Source organism: Bradyrhizobium sp. WSM2793, assembly GCF_000379585.1.
Taxonomy (GTDB): domain Bacteria; phylum Pseudomonadota; class Alphaproteobacteria; order Rhizobiales; family Xanthobacteraceae; genus Bradyrhizobium.
Window position 1 is genome coordinate 65484 of sequence record NZ_KB902779.1, and the last position, 16958, is coordinate 82441.

Annotated in this window: 19 protein-coding genes, 1 tRNA gene and 1 pseudogene; 12 read left to right on the top strand and 9 right to left on the bottom strand. The window is 62.2% G+C overall.

Annotation, left to right across the window (positions count from 1 at the left end):
- The first annotated feature begins 215 nt into the window (after positions 1-215).
- On the top strand, positions 216-689 hold the full coding sequence (gene greA, locus A3AS_RS0114275) for a transcription elongation factor GreA (RefSeq protein ID WP_018318257.1): 474 nt from the start codon (positions 216-218) through the stop codon (positions 687-689).
- Between the two features lie 400 nt (positions 690-1089).
- Here the strand turns inward: greA and A3AS_RS0114280 are convergent, their stop codons facing one another.
- The gene (locus A3AS_RS0114280; RefSeq protein WP_026201989.1) at positions 1090-1569 is read right to left on the bottom strand and encodes an Lrp/AsnC family transcriptional regulator; all 480 of its coding nucleotides are present in this window, start codon (positions 1567-1569) and stop codon (positions 1090-1092) included.
- Positions 1570-1835: 266 nt separating this feature from the next.
- Between A3AS_RS0114280 and trxB the strand changes: the two genes are divergently transcribed.
- From trxB to A3AS_RS47215, 5 genes are all read left to right on the top strand, one after another.
- Positions 1836-2801 carry a thioredoxin-disulfide reductase gene (gene trxB, locus A3AS_RS0114285; RefSeq protein WP_018318258.1) on the top strand — a complete coding sequence of 322 codons (966 nt, stop codon included), beginning with the start codon at positions 1836-1838 and terminating at the stop codon, positions 2799-2801.
- Between the two features lie 5 nt (positions 2802-2806).
- Positions 2807-3730, top strand: coding sequence for a LysR family transcriptional regulator (locus tag A3AS_RS0114290; protein WP_026201990.1), 924 nt, complete (start codon positions 2807-2809; stop codon positions 3728-3730).
- Between the two features lie 459 nt (positions 3731-4189).
- Positions 4190-5098 (top strand): 4-hydroxy-tetrahydrodipicolinate synthase, encoded by a 909-nt coding sequence (locus A3AS_RS0114295; RefSeq protein ID WP_018318260.1) that lies wholly within the window; start codon positions 4190-4192, stop codon positions 5096-5098.
- A gap of 313 nt (positions 5099-5411) precedes the next feature.
- Positions 5412-5558 carry a hypothetical protein gene (locus tag A3AS_RS48300; RefSeq protein ID WP_018318262.1) on the top strand — a complete coding sequence of 49 codons (147 nt, stop codon included), beginning with the start codon at positions 5412-5414 and terminating at the stop codon, positions 5556-5558.
- Between the two features lie 132 nt (positions 5559-5690).
- Entirely contained in the window at positions 5691-5855 is a 165-nt protein-coding gene (locus tag A3AS_RS47215; RefSeq protein WP_018318263.1) for a hypothetical protein, read from the top strand.
- Between the two features lie 79 nt (positions 5856-5934).
- Here the strand turns inward: A3AS_RS47215 and A3AS_RS0114315 are convergent, their stop codons facing one another.
- On the bottom strand, positions 5935-6612 hold the full coding sequence (locus tag A3AS_RS0114315; protein WP_025032179.1) for a ParA family protein: 678 nt from the start codon (positions 6610-6612) through the stop codon (positions 5935-5937).
- 360 nt (positions 6613-6972) lie between these two features.
- Entirely contained in the window at positions 6973-7311 is a 339-nt protein-coding gene (locus A3AS_RS0114320) for a hypothetical protein (RefSeq protein ID WP_018318265.1), read from the bottom strand.
- A 400-nt stretch (positions 7312-7711) separates the two neighbouring features.
- On the opposite strand from A3AS_RS0114320, the gene A3AS_RS0114325 reads away from it, so the two are divergent.
- The 4 genes from A3AS_RS0114325 to A3AS_RS0114340 all read left to right on the top strand — a co-directional run bounded on the left by A3AS_RS0114325 (position 7712) and on the right by A3AS_RS0114340 (position 11238).
- On the top strand, positions 7712-8878 hold the full coding sequence (locus A3AS_RS0114325; RefSeq protein ID WP_018318266.1) for a CaiB/BaiF CoA-transferase family protein: 1167 nt from the start codon (positions 7712-7714) through the stop codon (positions 8876-8878).
- A 2-nt stretch (positions 8879-8880) separates the two neighbouring features.
- The gene (locus tag A3AS_RS0114330; protein WP_020508681.1) at positions 8881-9804 is read left to right on the top strand and encodes a CoA ester lyase; all 924 of its coding nucleotides are present in this window, start codon (positions 8881-8883) and stop codon (positions 9802-9804) included.
- Between the two features lie 6 nt (positions 9805-9810).
- Positions 9811-10749 carry an AEC family transporter gene (locus tag A3AS_RS0114335; protein ID WP_018318268.1) on the top strand — a complete coding sequence of 313 codons (939 nt, stop codon included), beginning with the start codon at positions 9811-9813 and terminating at the stop codon, positions 10747-10749.
- A gap of 84 nt (positions 10750-10833) precedes the next feature.
- Complete coding sequence (locus A3AS_RS0114340) at positions 10834-11238, top strand: nuclear transport factor 2 family protein (RefSeq protein WP_018318269.1); 405 nt, start codon at positions 10834-10836, stop codon at positions 11236-11238.
- 33 nt (positions 11239-11271) lie between these two features.
- Here the strand turns inward: A3AS_RS0114340 and A3AS_RS0114345 are convergent, their stop codons facing one another.
- Entirely contained in the window at positions 11272-11769 is a 498-nt protein-coding gene (locus A3AS_RS0114345) for a DinB family protein (RefSeq protein WP_026201991.1), read from the bottom strand.
- A gap of 216 nt (positions 11770-11985) precedes the next feature.
- On the opposite strand from A3AS_RS0114345, the gene A3AS_RS0114350 reads away from it, so the two are divergent.
- Complete coding sequence (locus A3AS_RS0114350) at positions 11986-12351, top strand: hypothetical protein (protein ID WP_026201992.1); 366 nt, start codon at positions 11986-11988, stop codon at positions 12349-12351.
- A 79-nt stretch (positions 12352-12430) separates the two neighbouring features.
- Positions 12431-12568 (top strand): annotated as a pseudogene (locus tag A3AS_RS47220) (nuclear transport factor 2 family protein); the annotation flags it as partial.
- 35 nt (positions 12569-12603) lie between these two features.
- Here the strand turns inward: A3AS_RS47220 and tenA are convergent.
- The 5 genes from tenA to A3AS_RS0114375 form a co-directional block, all read right to left on the bottom strand.
- On the bottom strand, positions 12604-13287 hold the full coding sequence (gene tenA / locus A3AS_RS0114355) for a thiaminase II (protein ID WP_018318272.1): 684 nt from the start codon (positions 13285-13287) through the stop codon (positions 12604-12606).
- Positions 13288-13841: 554 nt separating this feature from the next.
- Positions 13842-14786 carry a hypothetical protein gene (locus A3AS_RS0114360; protein ID WP_018318273.1) on the bottom strand — a complete coding sequence of 315 codons (945 nt, stop codon included), beginning with the start codon at positions 14784-14786 and terminating at the stop codon, positions 13842-13844.
- Complete coding sequence (locus tag A3AS_RS0114365; protein ID WP_245283201.1) at positions 14786-15358, bottom strand: hypothetical protein; 573 nt, start codon at positions 15356-15358, stop codon at positions 14786-14788. Before A3AS_RS0114365 ends, A3AS_RS0114360 begins: the two co-directional genes overlap by 1 nt.
- Positions 15359-15504: 146 nt before the next feature.
- Positions 15505-15581: transfer RNA gene (locus A3AS_RS0114370), tRNA-His, on the bottom strand.
- 376 nt (positions 15582-15957) lie between these two features.
- Positions 15958-16392 carry a phasin gene (locus tag A3AS_RS0114375; RefSeq protein WP_018318275.1) on the bottom strand — a complete coding sequence of 145 codons (435 nt, stop codon included), beginning with the start codon at positions 16390-16392 and terminating at the stop codon, positions 15958-15960.
- Positions 16393-16958 lie beyond the last annotated feature (566 nt).

Here is a 16958-nt window from a genome sequence, read left to right on the forward strand (position 1 = left end):
GCGGGAGGCCGAGCCTTAAGGGTTAGGCCTCCGCTAAGTGATTGGCAATGAAGCCACAATGGCCGGAGGAACTGTCCGGCCATGGTGGTTGTTCTGTTCCGGCGCCAGCCCACATAACGTTCCGGTGGCCGCGTGTTCAGCGCCGGGAATACCGACGAATCAAGGTTTCCGCGCCCGCTGTTGTGGGGGCGCGTAACCGAAGAACGAGAGAAGAGATGGAAAAGGTTCCGATGACAGCGAGCGGCTTTGCCGCGCTCGGGGAAGAATTGAAGAAGCGCCAGTCCGAGGACCGTCCGCGCATCATCGAGCACATCGCGGAGGCGCGCTCGCACGGAGACCTGTCGGAGAACGCGGAATATCATGCCGCGAAGGAAGAGCAGTCCCATAATGAAGGCCGCATCGCAGAGCTCGAGGACAAGCTCGCGCGCGCAGACATCATCGACATCTCGAAACTGTCCGGCGACACCATCAAGTTCGGCGCCACCGTGACCTTGGTCGACGAGGACACCGAGAAGAAGACGGTGTGGCAGATCGTCGGCGAGGTCGAGGCCGACGCCAAGAAGGGCCGCATCTCCATCACCTCGCCGCTCGCCCGCGCGCTGATCGGCAAGAAGAAAGGTTCGACCGTCGAGGTCAACGCACCCGGCGGCGCCAAGGCGTATGAAATTACCAAGGTGGAATGGCGGTAAGGATTTGCCGCTGCACTGAGATGTTTCAAAAGGCCGCGCGATGCGCGGCCTTTTTGTTTAGGGGTGTCTTTAGCGCATCGCTTGCGTGAGTGGAGAAACGAACTCTCTCCGCCCGTCATTGCGAGCGCAGCGAAGCAATCCAGGCTGCCGCCGGGAAAGACTCTGGATTGCTTCGTCGCAAGAGCTCCTCCTCGCAATGACGGTGTTGATGCAGCGAACCTAATTCCATTCCCGTCACCCTGAGGTGCTCGCCTCTTCGGCGAGCCTCGAAGGGCGACGGCCCAACTGTTGCCGCGCGCTGCTGCATCTTGGCCGCGCATCCTTCGGGCCCCCCATCGGGCGCGTTGCGCCCGATGCCTCGGCGCCTCAGGATGACGGGATTGGCAGGACTCTAGAGCGGCTACCTCCGCCCCTTCACGTCCAGCGGCACGGCCGCCTCATACTTCGAATTATGCAGCACCAATGACGTTCGCACGTTCCGCACGTGGGGCGCGGCGGTCAGATGGGTGACGAAATCCTGGAAGGTCGCCATGTCGGGGGCGACGCATTTGAGGATGAAATCGACCTCGCCCGACAACATCCAGCATTCCCGCACCAGGGGCTCGGCGCGGACGAACTCCTCGAAGGCGCGCAAATCCGCCTCGGCCTGGCTGGACAGGTGCACGGCGGCGAAGACCGTGACGTCGAAGCCGAGCTTGCGGGCATCGAGCAGGCCACGATAGCCGTGGATGTAGCCCTCCTCCTCCAGCGCCCGGACGCGGCGCAGGCAGGGCGGCGGCGAGATGCCGACCCGCTTGGCCAGCTCAACATTCGTGATTCGACCGTCGGCCTGAATCTCGGAGAGAATTTTCAGGTCGATGTCGTCTAGGTTCCGCGACACTTGATTGGAACTCCTGGCCTTTACGGCTTGATTGGTGGGTTTGCCGCAATCCTCATAGCCCAGTCCGCACGACTAGCGCAATTTTATTGCGCGTGCACCGCAATCGACTTTTGTTCCTTGTTGGAAAAATCCGCCGAGAGGGAATGCAATTCTTGCATAGCTCACCAGAACGCTTAGATTAGCTCTGATATTTCAGCGCCTCCGCGACGCCTCCCGGCATGTTCCGCGCCCGCGCTGCAAATCCCCCGTGAAAGGCGTCCATCGAAATGTCCGCTCCTGTTCATGCAAAGGTCGTCATTATCGGCTCCGGCCCCGCCGGTTACACGGCGGCGATCTACGCCGCGCGCGCGATGCTCGAGCCGATCCTGATCCAAGGCATCCAGCCGGGCGGCCAGCTCACCATCACCACCGACGTCGAGAACTATCCCGGCTTCGCCGATGTGATCCAGGGCCCCTGGCTGATGGAGCAGATGGAGAAGCAGGCGGTCCATGTCGGCACCAAGATCGTCACGGACCTGGTCATCAAGCTGGAAACTTCGCATCGGCCGTTCCGCCTCACCTGCGACTCGGGCGATGTCTATCTCGCTGACTCTGTGATCCTCGCCACCGGCGCGCAGGCGCGCTGGCTCGGGTTGCCGTCCGAAGTAAAGTTCCAGGGCGGCGGCGTATCGGCCTGCGCCACCTGCGACGGCTTCTTCTACCGCAACAAGGAGGTCGTGGTGGTCGGCGGCGGCAATACCGCGGTCGAGGAAGCCCTGTACCTCACCAACCATGCCTCGCAGGTCACCATCGTGCATCGCCGCGACCATTTCCGCGCCGAGCGCATCCTGCAGGAGCGCCTGTTCAAGCACCCGAAGATCAAGGTGATCTGGGACAGCGCCGTTGACGAGATCTGCGGCACCGAGAACCCCAACAAGGTCACCCATGTCCGCCTCAAGAACGTCAAGACCGGCGCGCTGACGGACGTGAAGACTGACGGCATCTTCATCGCCATCGGCCACGCACCGGCGACCGAGCTCGTCAAAGACCAGATCAAGCTCAAACCGTCGGGCTATGTCGAGGTCGCCCCGAACTCGACCGCGACATCGGTGCCCGGCCTGTTCGCCGCCGGCGACGTCGCCGACGAGACCTATCGCCAGGCCGTCACGGCCGCCGGCCTCGGCTGCATGGCAGCTCTCGAAGCCGAACGTTTCTTGGCCCTGCGCGCCAGCGAGCGCGCGGCAGCGGAATAAAGATCATGCCCCGAACACGCGACGGATTTACGGATATGGACTGGGACAAGCTGAAGGTGTTTCACGCGGCGGCGGAAGCTGGCAGCTTCACGCATGCGGGCGAGCAGCTCGGCCTGTCGCAATCGGCGGTGTCGCGCCAGGTCTCGGCGCTGGAGCAGGAGCTTTCAGTCTCGCTGTTCCACCGCCATGCCCGCGGCCTGATCCTCACCGAGCAGGGCGATTTGCTGTTCCGCACCGCGCATGACGTGTTCATGCAGCTTCAGGCCGCGCGCGCCAAGTTGACCGACAGCCGCGAGCGGCCGAGCGGCGACCTCAAGATCACCACCACGCCCGGCGTCGGCATCAACTGGCTGATCCCGCGGCTCGGCGAGTTCACCGCGCTCTATCCGGAAATCCGGATCTCCCTGATCGTCACCGACGAGGAACTCGACCTGTCGATGCGCGAGGCCGACGTCGCGATCCGCACCCGCAAGCCGACGCAGCCGGATCTCATCCAGCGCAAGCTGTTCGCGATGGGCTTCCACGCCTATTGCTCGCCGGAATATATCAAGCGCTTCGGCACGCCGCGCACGCTGGAGGAGCTCGACTCCCACCGCATCATCACGCTCTCGGACGGCAACTTCGCGCCGCATCTGCAGAACCGCAACTGGCTGGTCGAAGCGGGCCGCAACGGCTCGGGTCCGCGCGAAGCCTATTTCAGGGTCAACAACATCCTCGGTCTCGTGCGCGCCTGTCAGCAGGGCCTCGGCATCGCGGCGCTGCCCGATTACCTCGTCGAGGAACAGAGCAAACTCGTTCAGCTGTTCGGCGAGTCGGATTCGATCCAGCTCGATACGTATTTTGTCTATCCCGAAGAGTTGAAGACGGTCGCGCGCGTGCAGGTGTTCCGCGACTTCGTGGTGAGCAAGGCGCAGCGCTGGCCGTCCTGATTTCCGCATGACTGACATGCGGCCTCGGCTGTTGCTGCATGGCGCTCGTCAAGCTCATACTGTTTGCACGCTGAGCCTTCGCGTTGCGCATTTGTCCCCCTCCTCCAGTGGCGCGGGAGTTCAGTAATCCCTCTTGGAAGGTGATTGTGTCGGCCTCACGTGGCCAATACCTTAAGCCGGGCTCGTTCGAGCCCGGCTTTTTTTCGGTCAAATCGGCCTTCGCCCTCCGCGTGTATTGACAGTTCCAGACATACCCCCCATCATTTGCAGATGATCACGAAGTCGTGCGCAATCTCGTCGAAGGCGATCGCCTCGAAAAAAGGCCCCCATCCGGGGACCTCGGAGTTTTGCGCGCGCTAGACCGGCTTCGTCATCGCTGCAATCCCGAAAACCCCGCCGCCTGGACGGGGTTTTTTCATGTGCCCTCCGTCTCAGGTTTCCCGAGAAGGAGATGGAAACATGACCGGACTTGAAGATCATTTGCACGGGCTGTGGCTGCCGCTGGTGACGCCGTTTCAGGGCGGCGCGCTCGACGAGCGATCGCTGCGGCGGCTGACGCGACATTACAGCGCGCAAGGCATCGACGGCTTCATCCTGGGGGCGACCTCGGGTGAAGGCATGACGTTGCGCGAGGCCGAGCTCGAACGTCTCGTCGCCATCGTGCGCGACGAGATGGCGGCGGGCCGGCGCACCTTGCCGATCTGCCTCGGGCTGTCGGGCGCGGACACCTCGCGGCTGAAGGACCGTCTCGACGAGACCGCGGACTGGCCGATCGACGGTTATCTGATCGCAAGCCCTTATTATGTGCGGCCCTCGCAGCGCGGCCTGCTGGCGCATTTCGAGACGCTCGCCGATCACGCCGCATGGCCGCTCGCGCTCTACAACATTCCCTATCGCACCTCGGTGAACATCACCAACCAGACCATGCTGCGGCTCGCCGAGCATCCCAACATCATCGGCTTGAAGGATTGCGGCGCGAGCCGCGAGCAATCGATCGCGCTCTTGCGCGACCGGCCGAAGGAGTTTCGCGTGCTCACGGGCGAGGACGCGAACTTTTTCGAGGCGCTCAGCGACGGCGCCGACGGCGGCATCGTGCTGTCCGCCCATGTCGAGACCGCGACGTTCGCGGCGGTGTATGCGGAAGCGAAGCGCGGCAACCATGACGCGGCGCAGGCGCGCTGGCACGAGGTCGCCGATCTGACGCGGCTGCTGTTCACCGAACCGAGTCCGGCGCCGGCGAAGTACTGGCTGTGGCGGTGCGGCCTGATCGACAGCCCCGAAGTGCGCCTGCCGATGGTGGAAGTGAGCAGCGAGCTCGCCGCCGCGATCGATCGCGAGATCGAGCGACGGACGAAGGTTGCGGCGTAGTTTCTCGTTCACCCTCCCCTGGAGGGGGAGGGTCGATCGCGCGAAGCGCGAGCGGGGTGGGATGATCTCGCAACTCGGGCACTGTCGGATGGGCGAGACCGTCACCCCACCCCGTCTCGCATTTCGCTGCGCTCATGTGAGCCGACCCACGGGCGAGCTTCGCTCGTCCCGGACCCCTCCAGGGGAGGGTAAGAGCCGCCACTTGGTTAACCGCGCCCCAACGGCCTTCGCTGCTGCCGCATGGCGCATCCACGTCTCGTTTACCCATCCGTCCCTATCGTTGCTCTCCAGGAACTTCCACAGGGGAATGACCATGGGACATCGCACCCGGCCTACGGCCGCGCAGCAATTCGCGCCGGCCGATCTTTTGCAGGGAATTCTCGTCGTATCGTCGTTCGGGTTCTGGGCCGTGATGCTCGGCCTGATGCCGGCGCTGCTGTTTCGCGTCTGGCTCGCCTGAGGCGGCACGTCGCGCGGATGGTTAAGCGGCCGTCACAAATGCGCTCAAAATGCGCAGCGGTTTGCAAGCCGGAATCTTAAAACATCCCGCGTATCGTTCACGCCCATAAGCGAAGAAATCGCGGGGGCGTTTATGAATAGTCATAATGAGATGGCGTCGCATTTCGGCGCCGGACAGGAGAAGCTGTCCACCGAGCAGAGCTTTACCACCGAGGACATTCTCTGGGCCGCCGGCATCTGGTCGGTGATCCTGACGATGTCGCCGGTCATCGTGTTCTACATGCTGATGGTGGCGTAGCCTCCTTCAGCAGATCCCGAAAACGCAAAACGCGCGGACGTTCCCGCGCGTTTTTCGTCCGGGGAAATGAATAATGAAATTAAGCAGCCTGCTTGTGCATTGCGCCGGACGCCGACGCCGTGCCGCGAATGGCCTTAACTGAACGCTCGATCGCCGCCCACAGCCTTGCGATTTCCTGGGCCGCACGGCTCTCGGCCTGGTATTCCCGCGCGCCCTCGCCGTGGCTCAGCGCCATCAAGAGATCCGAACGGTTGGTGATCTGGCCGCCCCACACCGGAGCCCGGAATTTCGCAAGCGCTTCGCGGGCGATGGTGACGATCGGGCTTTCGGCTTCGTCGCGCTTGGCCGGCGCACCGTTGAGCACGACCGCGTAGGGCTTGCGCGCGGCGCGGCACATCTGGATGGTTTCCTGCACCGCGTTGACGTCGAACACGCCGGGACGCGCCGGAATGACCACCATCGTCGCGTTCTTGATCGCGTCGTCGACGACGGCCGAGAGGTTCGGCGGCGTGTCGATCAACACCCATTCATAACCGTCGCGCTTGGCAGCGGAGACGATGCCGCTGACGGAGTTCACCGCCGCCTTGATCGGCGGTTCGTTGGTGCCACGCAGCTTGTGCCACAGCGTCAGCGAGCCCTGCGGGTCCGCGTCCACGAGCATGACCTGCTTGCTCGCCTTGATCTGCGCGGCGAGATGCGCGGCTAGGGTACTCTTGCCCGAGCCGCCTTTACGCGATGCAAAAACAATAACGTTCATACCTTCGGCCTCCAGATTGACCCCAGGCTGCGAAAATGAATCACCGCGCTGATTCGTGAAAGAAAAATTTATCGGGGGTTGCGTTACCGCCACGAAATAACAAGGCGTGTTGGCTTTTGAGTCACACTGCGTCGCAGGACAAGAGACCAACGGCAGCGAAACGCCGCCCGCGCGAGCATCTGTGCGTTCTTTGAGCAGCCGAACGGGACCAAGCGGAATGCAACCTTCCCGCGCAAACCCTTATCCGACTCTTTTCCTTCGCACATTCGTAATTGCCGCAGGCATCAGCGCGGCCTGCGCGAACAAAAGGAGTCCGTTACATTACGAAGTTTCGGATAAGGAACGCGGGTTATCCCGCGCTCAGCCGTCGCTGGTCTTTTTCTTCTTGGGCTTGGTGCTCTTCTTCGCGGTTTTGGGCGCGATGCTGGTCGGCTTGCCGGCGCGGGCCTCGCCCGGCTCGGGTCCGGGACGGAAGAACACCCGGCATTGCGGCGAGAGCTGCGCCTTCTTCTTGATCATGCAGGCGGTGATGGCGTCGACGTTCGGAACGAACTCGCCGCATAGCCGCATCGCATCCGGCGTGCAGGCCTGCTGCTCCTCCGGGGTGTAGGCGAAGCCGGTACCGGGCTGGATCAGAACGGCCAGGGCCATCCCGAGGGTTGCAGCAGCCAAGGATGTCTTGAAGCGAAACGCCGGCATCGATCCCCCCACATGTCGAGTCGGAGGGAATAGTGGGTGAACGGCGGTTCGTTGGCAACGAGGGCAGATGCGAAAGGTCGGACCTGTGCGGTCTCGGCAACAGGCGGGTGCCGCTCGGCAACCTCTCCACTGTTGTCGCCCGGCCTTGTGCGCAATTGCGCACAGGGCGGGGGATGACAGCTGTGTGCCGGGGAAGCACTAAACACAAAACTACGAAAACAACCCCATGCACAGTAGCCAAGCCACGGTAATCGCAGCGCATTTCGTCTTAGGATTTGACGAAATCAGGTTTGACTTGTCGGGCAAAACAGGGGCATCATGTCCCATCCAAAAAGATGCGCGTGGGGTGATCGGCCTGTCTCCTGCGCTGGTCGAAAAGCGCACGAGAGGAAGCGATCTCATGGAAGGCAATGAAGCGGAGTTGCCGCTGTCCGGCGTCACGGTGGTCTCGCTCGAGCAGGCGATCGCGGCGCCGCTGGCGAGCCGTCACCTCGCCGACTGGGGCGCGCGGGTGATCAAGATCGAGCGGCCGGGCGCGGGCGACTTCTGCCGGGACTACGACCACGTGATGAACGGCATGTCGAGCCAGTTCGTCTGGACCAATCGCTCCAAGGAAAGCCTCGCCATCGACATCAAGAGCGAGGACGGCCGCAAGGTGCTCGACGCCCTGCTGCCGCGGGCCGATGTGTTCATCCAGAACCTCGCGCCCGGCGCTGCCGAACGGCTCGGCCTCGATGCAGCATCGCTTCTCCAAAAGCATCCGCGCATCATCGCCTGCGACGTCTCGGGCTATGGCACGGGCGGTCCTTACAGCGACAAGAAGGCCTATGATCTCCTGGTCCAGTGCGAGGCCGGTGTTCTCGCCATCAACGGCACCGAGGCGGAGCCGGCCAAGGTCGGGCTGTCGGTGGTCGACATCGCCACCGGCATGTACATCCTCAACGGCGTGCTGATGGCGCTGTATCGCCGCGAGCGGACCGGCAAGGGCACGGCCTTCCAGGCCTCGCTGTTCGACTCCATCACCGACTGGATGAGCTATCCCGCCTTCTACACGCACAGCACGGGACGGCCATTGCCCCGGACCGGCGCCAGGCATGCGACGATCGCGCCGTACGGGCCGTTCCGGGTCGGCGACGGCAACACGATCTTCTTCGGCATCCAGAACGATCGGGAATGGCGATCGCTGTGCAGCATCGTCCTCGGCGATGCCGGCTTCGCCGACGACCTGCGCTTCCGCACCAACCCGCTGCGGATGCAGAACCGCGACGATCTGCAAGGACTTATCGAGGAGCGCTTTGCATCCATGACCAGCGAGGAGGTACTGCGACTGCTGGATGAGGCCTCGATCGCCAACGCGCATCTGAACTCGGTCGAGGCTTTCCTGGCGCATGAGCAGCTGCGCGCGCGGTCCCGGGTGCAGAGCGTCGGCTCGCCATGCGGGCCGGTGATGAGCTTCCTGCCCGCGCTCACCATTCCAGGCGTCAAGCCGCGGATGGATCCGGTGCCGGATGTGGGACAGCACAACCAGGCCATCCTCAACGAACTCGGGCTGTCGAAGGACATTTGACGATGGCGCAACAACGGCCAACGCGGGCCTACCTCGCCGTCCCCGCGCATCGCTCCCGTCTCGTCGCCAAGGCAGCGGCATCAGTGGCGGACGCGGTGTTCATGGATCTCGAGGACGCGGTGCCGCCATCCGAGAAAAGCCTCGCACTGGAGGAAGCCGTCAGGTCCCTCGCCTCGCTCGACTGGGGCCACAAGCGCGTCACTATCAGGATCAACGCCGTCGACAGTCCTTTCATCGCGCAGGAAATCCGCGCGCTGGCTACCCTTCCCCGGCTGGATGCGGTGATCGTGCCGAAGGCGGAGCGCGCCAGCGATATCGCTGGGATTGCCGAGCAGTTGCGGGCAGCTAACCCCGATCGCCCCGCGCCGGTCGCGCTGGAATTGCTGATCGAGACCGCGCTCGGCCTCGTCAATGTCGACACGCTCGCCGCATGTCACGACAGCATCGCCGCGCTGCATCTGGGCGTCGGCGATTTCGCGGCGTCGATCGGCGCCCGCTCCTCCGACATCGGCGTGTCGCCGGATGGCTATCGTCACGTGGGATCGGCGCAAAGCGGCTATTCCTCGGCCCCGCTCGACCTCTTCGCCTATCCGATGATGCGCGTCCTCGTGGCCGCCCGCGCGTTCGGCCTCATCGCCATCGACGGCCCCTGCGGCGCGTTCCGCGATGCCAGGCTGACCGAAAGCAGCGCGCAAAAGGCCGCGGCGATGGGGTTCGACGGCAAGCAGGTCATCCATCCCGACCAGATCGAACCGACGCTGCGCGCGTTCATGCCGTCCGAGCATGAGCTGGCGGAGGCGCGGCGGATCGTCGACGCCATGGAGCAGGCGGAGGCAAACGGCCAGGGCGCGGTGACGCTGGACGGCAAGATGATCGACTATGCCAATGTGCGGATGGCGCGCCGGATCATCGAGTTGGGGTCATAGCGGCGCATGGCCACATTGCTGATCGTCGCGCCGGTGTTTGCGCTGATCGCGGCCGGCTATGCCGCGGTGCTGTTTCGCTTCGTCTCGGAGAGCGCGCACAAGGGCATCTCCGAGTTCGCCTTCAGCATCGCGATCCCGGCGCTGCTGTTCCGCACCATCGTCGTGTCGGAATTCCCCGACGTCAGTCCCTACCGGATGTGGGGCGCCTATTACGGCGCGCTGGCCGTCATCTGGATCGCGGCGCTGGCGATCTCGGCGCTGCTGCGCGCGCGGCGCGGTACCAGCGAAGACGGCGTCGTGTTCGCGATCGGCTCGGTCTACGGCAACATCGTGATGCTCGGCATTCCCTTGACGCTCTCGGCGCTGGGCAACGAGGCCGCAGGACCGATGGCGCTGATCCTGTCGGTGAACACGCCGCTGCTCTGGCTCTGCGGCATCCTGCAGATGGAGCTGGTCAACCACAAGCGGACCGGCTCGGCGCTGTCAGTGATCTGGCCTGTGCTCACAGACCTCGCCCGCAACCCGCTGATGCTGGCGATCGGTTTCGGCGTGGCCTGGCGTTTCACCGGCCTCGGCCTCACCCCCGTCGTCGACCGCACCATCGAGCTGCTGGCGCAAGCGGGATCGCCGACCGCGCTGATCGCGCTCGGCATCAACCTGTTTCGCTTCGAGGTGAAGGGCGAGAAGCTGAGCATCCTGGTGATGTGCGCGCTGAAGCTGGCGGCGATGCCGGCGGCCGCGTTCGTGCTGGCCAGGCTGCTCGACCTGCCGCCGATCGCCGCCGGCGTCGTCGTGCTGTTCGCGGCGATGCCGACCGGCGCCAACGCCTACATCTTCGCGGTGCAGTATCAGCGGCTGGTGAACCCGGTGTCCGGCGCGGTGGCGCTGGGGACGTTGCTAGCGGCGGTGACGTTACCGGTGGTGGTTTGGGTGGTGGCGCGCTGAGCACGCGCAACATCGTCCCGATGATTTTGCCTTTACACGCGAAGGTCGCTAGGCTGCCATGATACGTGCTGCAGGGAGGGTGACATGGCACAGCGCGAAGAGATGCTCGCATTGATCAGGACCGCCTACGCCGCGCGCGGTGAGGGCGACGTTGAAGGCCTGGTGACGGCTTTTCATCCCGAGGGCCACTTCACCTTGATGGGCGACAAGGGCGCGCTCGAACTGACGGGGCGCATGGAGGGGCATCCGACCCTGCGCGGGGCTTTCACTCAGTTCACTGCCGCCTTCGGCTTCGAAAGCCGCGAGATCCTGACTGAGCTGGTCGACGGGGATCGCGTCGCAGTCCATTCCCGGGTTCTCGTTCGATACAATCCAAGCGGAAAGACTTTCAGCACCGAGATCCTGGACCTGTTCAGATTTCAGGATGGCAAGATCGCGGAGTTGATTGAGTTTGCGGATACTGCGCAAATCAAGGCGATGATCGCCTAACATGCGATGAGATGGATTGGAGCGTCGCACGAGCTACGCCAGAAGATGAAAGTCAGTCGGCTCGGGTTCTGCCCCCGCTGCCGTCAACATCGCGTGGACCTGACCTCGATGGTGCGTCTGGTGATTGAAGAGTTGAACAGCAACGAGCGTCTTTGGCTTCTCGATCCGAGTTGAACCGTCCCCCGGATACCAAACAAGCATCCCGTTCAGGTCCGCATCGACCAATCGCGCTGACCACGCTTCGATTTCCTCGTTCCGTTGCAAGCGGAGCGCCTTGAAGGCATCCCAATCCGAGGGATCTGTGAGGGAATGCTTGATGGTTGCCTCTGGACGCTCGTTCCCCTTTAGCCGCTCCAGTATCAGGGCATCAGCCCAATAAAGATGGTTCAATGTCGCTGCGATCGACCGGAAGAACGCACCTCGATCCTTCCAGCGATCCTCGTTGGTAAGCCCGTCGGCGGCCGTTACCAAAGAGGCGTTCTGCCAAGTGTTGTAGCGGGCCATAAGTCGGCAGTATTCGGCTGAGATCATTTTCTCAGGCTCCTAAGGTTGTCGATGTTGGCTGATTTCGGGATGTTGCCCCGGACGTGAAGCAGCTAGAAATACGGTGACAGCGCACAAAATTGGCCTTCGCCAGAGGTCTAATCGCACGCCCTGCGGAATCTGGTTTGGTGCACTGTCACCGTAATGCCGTGCAATGATTCGACCGCGGAGCTTGGCTCACTTGCTACTTTATGGTGTTCGAACATGAATCATCCTTCAAAGCTAAGCGCCGCCTTCTCGGGAGCGTTACGTAGCTTCAGCTATTGGATTGCTGCTGGCTCCGTCGGGCATCCTCTTCTCGAAGGGATCGAATATCGCCAGGTAATGTTAGCAGAGCCGAGCTTGATGGAGCAGGCCTATGCGATCTTTGCGAACGTCATCGAGTTTGATCAGCAGGGTATGCCCGTTAACGCGAAGTATGCGGAGCACCGTGCCGCCCAATGGATCCGGAGCTATTGCGACCGCGGGTTCCAAGTGAGTCCGCCATTTGAGTCCTGGGAGCTCGAACTCAATGGACCACCACCGAGAGAAGATCCGAAGCCTTGGTCGACGGCGGGCGCACGGAAGTGAGGCAAATTGCACCCGTCTGAATTAGACGACCGCAGCCCTCGCGCCGGATAGGCATGCAGGCTCGACGTCGCGCTTTCCCGGGGCTCTCGTTCGATACAATCCAAGCGGAAAGACTTTCAGCACCGAGATCCTGGACCTGTTCAGATTTCAGGATGGCAAGATCGCCGAGCTGATCGAGTTTGCGGATACGGCGCAGATCAAGGCGATGATCGCGTGAGGCGGGATGCAGCTCCGTAGGAGTTTCGCGCACTGTTACCGTAATTCGGCAACACGCTGGCCCTCGCGCCAGGCCATCTCCCAGAAGTCTGCCTCGAGCCGGGTGGCTTCCTTGAAGATCGCAGTCAGCTCGGCCTCGCGGGCCGGCGTGGCGTAGAGATCGGCGAGATGGTCGAGGTGCGCACGGGCTTTGGCAGCGACCTCCTGGTACGGCACGCCGGCGTACTCGGCGATCCAGACGCGATAGGCGTTCGTCGCGGCGTCCGCATGGGGTCGCGAGGCGAGCCGCGTTGCGATCTCGGCGTACCCGATCACACAGGGAGCAAGCGCCACCTTGAGTGCCAGCAGATCGCCGCGCATTCCCGCGTCGAGCACGTAGCGTGTATAGGCCAGCATCTCGGCCGCCGGGGGGGCCTGTTCAAGGTCAGCCGGAGATAGACCCCAATCGGCACAGAGCTTCACATGCAGGTTCATCTCGACATCGAGGATGGCCGACAGGCCTGCCGCTGCCTCGCGCATGTCGGCAAGCCTGGGTGACTTGTAGACCGCGAGCGCGTAGGCCCGAGCAAACTCGATGAGGAACAAATAGTCCTGAACGAGATAGTGACGAAACGCCGCTTCGGGGAGCGAGCCGTCTGCCAATCCGTTCGTGAAGGGATGTTCGGTGTAGGCCCGCCACTCAACGGATGCTTCTGTCTTGAGACGTTCGAAGAAACTCACGATCTTTTCCGCCCGGCTTGCTTGTCCATGAACGTCTTTGGCGCGCTAACGATATCGCATTGCGAAGCGGGGAGCTACGGTGACGGGGTACAGAATTGGCTTTGAGCAGCGTCGCGGATGAAGCCTCCCTGCGTCGAAAGTCTGGCCCAACGGGCATTTGCGGTGACAGTGCACAGAATCTGCATTCGTCAGTATTCCGATGGCACGCGCTATATTTCAAACGTGGGCGCAAGACGAGTGCGGCGTCGACTTCTTCGAAGTTGAATCCAACGAAACACCACGCATAGTCGACGCGATGGCAAGTCACTTTGGACCGCTCGCCCGAAAGATATTAGCTGGCAGAAACCAAGCGCTTGCATCAAACAAACGCGCGCGCTCGTAAGCCCCTTCTGTCGCAGCGATCTTTATGACGCCTCGCGAGAGCCATCAACCAGTTGACCGTCACCGATGACGCTCTACTACTACGGTGACAGTGCACCAATTAGCTTGGCGGCCGGCGCTCCGAACAGCGCACCCTGTAGAAGGAGTTTCGTGCACCGCAATAGTGGTCTGAACTATGACTGCTTCGTTGTAACGACGATCGTTTGGAGGACGCGTTCCTCGCTTTGCTTCTGGCCCGCGCGAATTGTAGTGATCAGTTGAAATCGTGCGCGCACAGGCTTTAGGAGTACTTCTGCCGGGTTGGCTATGTACCGCACATCCAAATCTTCCGACACCGACCCGTAAATTACTTGGCCGTCCTCTGGAGAACCTATTCGAAACTCATACTGTTGACGGTCTGGGAAAATCCCCAACAACACGCCGTCGAGTTCTTCCGTTGTTTCGACCACCTCAACTTCGTTGAGCCTAGATTGTAGAATGGCGACCCGCTCGGACGTAAGGCTCAACTCTTCCGCGTCGTCAACGATCTTGGCTAGCGCTCCTGCTTCTATGAGCGTCTTGGAGATACGCTTGACCGCCCTCATTGCTCGGGGGCTCATCGTCTCTGCCCTTGATTGGAACGCGTCCGACGACGCGGCAGAAAGGTCTCGAAGTGACGCGGTGGCTTCACGGACGGCGTCCTTCAGCACTGTCGGAAGCAACGATCCTTGCGGCGGAAGTGGCTCCTCCAACAAAAAGCCGACCGAGCCACGCAGCATATCGCGAATGAATAGTTTCGAGGTGAACGCCTTGGGCAGTTTGCCTCTAGCCTTTAGCTCTGCTCCGCCCTTCTCAGCCGCGATGATGGCCACCAAGGTCTGATAGCCGTCTAGCACTTGCGTCGCGAATTGCAGACGAATTTCCTGCGATCCAACGACGGGACCACCATCGAATAAAAGGGCGACTTCGGCATGAGAGTCGTCGGTTTTTGCCGCTTCTTCTAGACGACGAAGCAGGGCCGCTCGCCGCTGCTCCCACATGAATCGAACGGTGTCGTATGGATCAGTATATTGCGAAAGCTGCTTGTCGACGAAAGCAAGATCGTCGTGCAACTCACGCTTTGAAAGAAGCGTCGCCATCAGACAATCATCGCTCTTGCCACCGCGTCGTCTGCGGGATTGAGGGGCACTCTCACAAAGCCCTTCCACTCCTGGGTCACGCGGCGATGAGAAAACAGACTATACCAGTAAATAGTTTCATTGATTAGTCTTAAGGGGCCGTGTTCATCCACTGCAACCCCATAGGTGTCCAGCGAGAACCGGGCCTTGTTTTTGTCCCTGTCCATCAGTTCGCCTGCCCAGATAGGAAAACCGGTAGTTGCCCAGAGATTCCGGTCCTGCTGGTAGGCCACTGGCCTCATCAAGAAGCTGAATACATCGATGTCGCCGGGATCACGATTTTCCCGGACCTCGACGTTCTCGACAAAGCTGCCGTCAATGAACTGCATGCCGTCCGTATAACCGTGGACGGCCAATAGTTTTCGATACTCAAGCAAAGCGAACAGCAGGTTCTCACGCCAAGGCGTTGTGCCCAGCGTGATGACGAGTTCAGTCATCAAAGCAGGGTACGGGGAGCGGTCCGGGGTAGTTTCATCCGGGCCAAGCAATGGCGGGATGAGTCCCCGTCCGTCAAAAGACGGAACGGGGCTCATACGGGCGCTCGCCCCGCGCTCGGATGCTGTGGCTGCATAAGATACCCCTCTCCCCAGAGCCGATTGAAGCGCAACCATTGGGAGAGATCAAGAGTCGGCTCGCGCGCGGCGGCTTCGTCGTCTGTCGGATCAGCGATTGTTTGCGCTGGTACAGTTGGGTGGGCTCGAACCACCGACCTCCTGTTCCACAGACAGGCGCTCTAACCAACTGAGCTACAACTGCATCCTGGCAAGCCGCCCTCGGGGCTACCTGAAAAGGCCATCGACCTAGGGGGCTGGACGGGGCGGAAACTAGGTGCAACGGCCCGGTTTGGCAAGGCCGCAATGGTGCGAAAAACCGGCTGAAATCACCGTCAGTGCGATGAAATCCGGCCTGATGACGGGCATCGGAGTGTTGCGCACCCGCTGCCGCCTACCGAGACACTCCCCCAGCGGAGAGAACCCTCACCCGTCGCCCCCGACGATGCTTCGCATCGCCCGGACGCCGGCCACTCCCGCATCCGCCTTCGCCAAGGCTTCGGCGGGACAAGAGCGGGAGAGGCGAAGAAAAAACCCGGGCCTTTCGGCCCGGGTTTCTCAATTCAAACCAACCGGCTGGATCAGGCGGCGGGCTTGTAGAACTTCGAGGCGCTGGCCTTGATCGGCTCGGCGGTCTCGGCGGCGACGCGCTGGGTCAGCTCGACCAGCTCCTTGGCCTGAGACTGGAAGGTCTCGAGCTGGGTGCGGGTGTGGCCGGTCCACAGCTCCAGCGCTTCGGCCGGCGACTTCAGGCCGAACAGCTGCTGGGCGAAGTCCAGCTGGGCGTTGCTGTTGGCCTTCATGAATTCCACCAGCTTGGCGGTGTACTCGCTCGCGCCCTTGCTGGCGGAGGTGAACACGGCCTCGACGGTGCCGTTGTGGGTTTCGGCGGCGTCCTTGAACTTGGCGTAGCTCTCACGGGCCTGCGACACGCCCTTTTCGGCGAACGCACGCATCTGCTCGGGCACCTCGAACGGAATGATCGAGGCAGAAAACGGATCAGTCGCACCTGTCATGGTTGTCCCTCACGATAATGAAAAATGGAGTGAGCCTTCTGGCGCGCCCGCCGGCCCCCGGTCTGGGCCGTCACACATTGAGCGGGTACGAAAGACTGGAAACGCGAAACAAACGAGATGGCTCGCCCAGCGCCCAGGATTATGGCTGCCTATCATGTCAACATTGTGCAGCGCAATGCGGCGGCAGGGTGCGCCGCGATAATTTAATCTAGGTTAGGGCGAGGTTCCGGGTTCGGGGAACCGGGGGTTGAGGTAAGGGGGTGGGTGGTTTGCCCGGCGGGTCTTTCTTACCCTCCCCTGGAGGGGGAGGGTCGGTCGCGCGTAGCGCGAGCGGGGTGGGGTGATCTCTCCCCTCGGGCAGTGTGCGATGTGGAGAGACTGTCACCCCACCTCGGCTCGCATTTCGCTTCGCTCCATGCGAACCGATCCTCCCCCTCCAGGGGAGGATGGGGACCTTTGATGCCGCGCGGCCTGTGACCGCTTCTCTCTTCGAATCCCTTGGATGAACCGGGCGGCGGCTTGCGGGTTCGGGCTGATTAAGGTTATCGCGGCTTAGGGCCGCCGCC

What these genes read in the sequence shown, in the direction of transcription:
- greA (WP_018318257.1), top strand. Translation starts at nt 216, where the DNA reads ATGGAAAAGGTTCCGATGACAGCGAGCGGCTTTGCCGCGCTCGGGGAA.
- trxB (WP_018318258.1), top strand. Translation starts at nt 1,836, where the DNA reads ATGTCCGCTCCTGTTCATGCAAAGGTCGTCATTATCGGCTCCGGCCCC.
- A3AS_RS0114290 (WP_026201990.1), top strand. Translation starts at nt 2,807, where the DNA reads ATGCCCCGAACACGCGACGGATTTACGGATATGGACTGGGACAAGCTG.
- A3AS_RS0114295 (WP_018318260.1), top strand. Translation starts at nt 4,190, where the DNA reads ATGACCGGACTTGAAGATCATTTGCACGGGCTGTGGCTGCCGCTGGTG.
- A3AS_RS48300 (WP_018318262.1), top strand. Translation starts at nt 5,412, where the DNA reads ATGGGACATCGCACCCGGCCTACGGCCGCGCAGCAATTCGCGCCGGCC.
- A3AS_RS47215 (WP_018318263.1), top strand. Translation starts at nt 5,691, where the DNA reads ATGAATAGTCATAATGAGATGGCGTCGCATTTCGGCGCCGGACAGGAG.
- A3AS_RS0114315 (WP_025032179.1), bottom strand. Translation starts at nt 6,612, where the DNA reads ATGAACGTTATTGTTTTTGCATCGCGTAAAGGCGGCTCGGGCAAGAGT.
- A3AS_RS0114320 (WP_018318265.1), bottom strand. Translation starts at nt 7,311, where the DNA reads ATGCCGGCGTTTCGCTTCAAGACATCCTTGGCTGCTGCAACCCTCGGG.
- A3AS_RS0114325 (WP_018318266.1), top strand. Translation starts at nt 7,712, where the DNA reads ATGGAAGGCAATGAAGCGGAGTTGCCGCTGTCCGGCGTCACGGTGGTC.
- A3AS_RS0114330 (WP_020508681.1), top strand. Translation starts at nt 8,881, where the DNA reads ATGGCGCAACAACGGCCAACGCGGGCCTACCTCGCCGTCCCCGCGCAT.
- A3AS_RS0114335 (WP_018318268.1), top strand. Translation starts at nt 9,811, where the DNA reads ATGGCCACATTGCTGATCGTCGCGCCGGTGTTTGCGCTGATCGCGGCC.
- A3AS_RS0114340 (WP_018318269.1), top strand. Translation starts at nt 10,834, where the DNA reads ATGGCACAGCGCGAAGAGATGCTCGCATTGATCAGGACCGCCTACGCC.
- A3AS_RS0114345 (WP_026201991.1), bottom strand. Translation starts at nt 11,769, where the DNA reads ATGATCTCAGCCGAATACTGCCGACTTATGGCCCGCTACAACACTTGG.
- A3AS_RS0114350 (WP_026201992.1), top strand. Translation starts at nt 11,986, where the DNA reads ATGAATCATCCTTCAAAGCTAAGCGCCGCCTTCTCGGGAGCGTTACGT.
- A3AS_RS0114360 (WP_018318273.1), bottom strand. Translation starts at nt 14,786, where the DNA reads ATGGCGACGCTTCTTTCAAAGCGTGAGTTGCACGACGATCTTGCTTTC.
- A3AS_RS0114365 (WP_245283201.1), bottom strand. Translation starts at nt 15,358, where the DNA reads ATGAGCCCCGTTCCGTCTTTTGACGGACGGGGACTCATCCCGCCATTG.
- A3AS_RS0114375 (WP_018318275.1), bottom strand. Translation starts at nt 16,392, where the DNA reads ATGACAGGTGCGACTGATCCGTTTTCTGCCTCGATCATTCCGTTCGAG.